This is a genomic window from Pseudomonadota bacterium, from assembly GCA_039815145.1.
Lineage (GTDB): Bacteria > Pseudomonadota > Gammaproteobacteria > Steroidobacterales > JBCBZW01 > JBCBZW01.
The window spans coordinates 1-2,517 of record JBCBZW010000272.1; the positions used below are offsets into that span (position 1 = coordinate 1).

5 protein-coding genes are annotated in these 2,517 nt (G+C 64.7%); 2 read left to right on the plus strand and 3 right to left on the minus strand.

Annotated features, from left to right (window positions below):
• Nucleotides 1-302 (minus strand): hypothetical protein (locus AAF184_25640; GenBank protein MEO0425738.1); only part of this gene is annotated, 302 nt, incomplete at its 3' end.
• A 22-nt stretch (nucleotides 303-324) separates the two neighbouring features.
• Entirely contained in the window at nucleotides 325-921 is a 597-nt protein-coding gene (locus AAF184_25645; protein MEO0425739.1) for a DUF2796 domain-containing protein, read from the minus strand.
• 106 nt (nucleotides 922-1,027) lie between these two features.
• On the opposite strand from AAF184_25645, the gene AAF184_25650 reads away from it, so the two are divergent.
• Both AAF184_25650 and AAF184_25655 read left to right on the plus strand, forming a co-directional pair.
• Complete coding sequence (locus AAF184_25650) at nucleotides 1,028-1,417, plus strand: MerC domain-containing protein (GenBank protein ID MEO0425740.1); 390 nt, start codon at nucleotides 1,028-1,030, stop codon at nucleotides 1,415-1,417.
• Between the two features lie 80 nt (nucleotides 1,418-1,497).
• Nucleotides 1,498-1,944 (plus strand): Fur family transcriptional regulator, encoded by a 447-nt coding sequence (locus AAF184_25655; protein ID MEO0425741.1) that lies wholly within the window; start codon nucleotides 1,498-1,500, stop codon nucleotides 1,942-1,944.
• A 303-nt stretch (nucleotides 1,945-2,247) separates the two neighbouring features.
• Here the strand turns inward: AAF184_25655 and AAF184_25660 are convergent.
• A partial coding sequence (locus AAF184_25660) for a hypothetical protein (protein ID MEO0425742.1) occupies nucleotides 2,248-2,517 on the minus strand: 270 nt, incomplete at its 5' end.

Sequence of the window (2,517 nt, forward strand, 5' to 3'; positions counted from 1 at the left end):
CGGTAGAGCTCTTCGAGACGGTCGAGCTCCCCCTCGGGCAGCAGATCGTCCCAGGAGATGTCGAGCGGGGTTTGGTCGCCCACCTTTGCCGTGGCTTGACCGTCCGCCTTGTCTTCATCCGCGGTCGGGGGTTCGGCCTGCGGCGCGGGTTCCGCGAGTTCGTCAGCGGATAGGCCTTCGGTGGCCGGGTCAGGCGCCTGTGCGTGGGCGATCCTTAAGGAGAAGCTCGCGGCGACGATCATCAGGCCTAGGAGGAATCCTCCAACACGGGGGCCTATCGAAAGGGCTAGGTCTCGTCGCATGAAAACTCCTGTCGCGGCTGGCTTACCAGCGCAGTGTGGGTCTGGCAGTGGTGAGCGTACCGCCCACCTGCTGCTTGTCGTCAAGGTAGATGGCATTGATTCGAGTCAGTGCGGGGAAATCGGCGAACAGTGTGACGGCCACTGCCTTCAGCTGTTGCGGGCGGGTGCAGGTGAAGTGGTAGCTGATCTCTAGCTCTGCGTGCGCCTCGTCGTGTTCGTCGTGTTCGCTCACAACTGCGAAGGGATCCTCGAACTCCACCTGATTGAGCGCGCACCGTGCCTTGCGGTTGGGTTCGAGGACCGGCGACTGCCTGCCCAAGCGGGCGAGTGCTTGCGCCCAGGTGGCCCGCTCCGCGTCGGTGCTGGGCGCGTGCTCGTACCCGATGAGATTGAAGGTAGGGGTGTGCAGGGTGGCGGTGAGTTGTGAACCCTCGCGCACCAAGGTGAGCTCGCCTTCGCCGTGGACGTGTCGCTCACCCACGCCAGCCGCGGTCGCACATGTGGTGACCGCCGTCATGCCAAGGGCAGCGACGAGGGCGGCCGCTGAGGCACGGCGCTGATTCGCGGCGCCGGTGCACACTGCGTTGGGGCGTACCGCGTCTCCTTGACGCTCGAACATCGCTCTCATCTCCTGGACCTGATTTTGCCGCGCTAAGCGCCCGGGACTAGCCATCTCAATTGCAACATTATAACATTCAGCCCCTATTCAAATGACCCCGGTGCTCATGTCTAGTTCCCCTGCCGGCCAAGCCGCGATTGACGGAACCGCGGTCTGCTTGTCCGCGCTCTGTCTCGTGCATTGCTTAGCGCTGCCGCTTGTGCTTTCCATCGCCCCTTGGATCGTCCCTGGCATGGTAGCGGATGAGCGCTTTCATCTGTGGGCAGTGTTGCTGGCGTTGCCCATCTCCGTCATCGGAATTTCGCGGGGCGTGCTCGGCCATCGTCATACCGTCGTGGCGGCCTTGGCAGGCCTGGGTCTGCTGAGCTTGCTGGCAGGTGCCCTGTGGGTGGAAGGCAAGAATCAAGAGATTCTGTTCAGCGTATTCGGAGCGACGGTACTCGCCGGCGCACACCTGCTCAACTGGCGCCTGTCGCGTGGCCTGCGAGCCGCGTGAGTGTGCGACGGTTGCTTGGGCCAGGGGCTGACGTACTGATACGCTATGCGCTCTAGGCAGTTAGCGCGAGGTCAGCAGTGATGAGCGAGGCCACCCTCGATCGCATCGAGGCGCTGTGCAAAACGCGCGGCGTTCGTCTGACGGAGCAACGCCGCCGGGTCTTCCTGGTCTTGCTGGAGGCAGATCGCCCCCTCGGCGCATACGACATCATGCACGCACTGGACGAGCAGTCCGCAGAAGGCGCGCCCAAAACCGCACCACCCACCGTGTACCGCGCCCTGGAGTTCCTGCAGGCGCAGGGCTTCGTCCATCGCATCGCGTCGATTCAGGCCTTCGTGCCGTGCGCCGAGCCGGACCACAAGCACGCCGGACAGTTCCTGATCTGCTCGGACTGCGGTCGGGTTGACGAACTCGACGACCAGCGCCTGGGGCGCACCGTCGGCGCGGCGGCCACGGCACGCGGCTTCGCGTCGGACAGCCACGTGGAAGTCACCACCCGCTGCGACGATTGCCAGGAGACGGTCTAGGCACCGGTTGACACGCGCCGGGCTGCCTGACGGCATCCCATGCAGGTTCCGCGGCGTTCCCACTCGAGGGATTCGAGTCACCCTGCCGGTGACTTAGCACGCAACGAGCGCTGCCCTCTATCGATTGCTCTTTTCATTCGGCCAGGTCGACGAGCGCTCACCACGCAGTCGTGGCGCCGGGTCGTGCGGTGTGAAGCGTCTTCAGTCAGGTGATTATTATAGTTAGCTGACGACGGCTGTGCGGAAGGGCGGGAGTAGGTGGCACCGGGAATTCCCGATGCCACCTGGAGACACCTAGGTGTCTTAGAACGTCGTGGAGGTGACGTTGCTCAACTCACAGGAGCGCAGATCGAGCGCCTGGAAGTTGAGGGTGACGCCGCTGGCGCCCGCCCCGATGTTGCGGGTGGCCGTGGCCGTGCCGCTGCCGTCCGCCGCCGCGAAGGCGATGGGCCGAGCGTTGTTGAGCGCCACATCCACCGTGCACTGACCGACGCTGATCGGCGTGGTGCCCGCGGCGCGCCCGAAGTAGATCAGGTTGAAGCCGTCTGGCGTGCCGTTGGTGGTGGTCCAGGC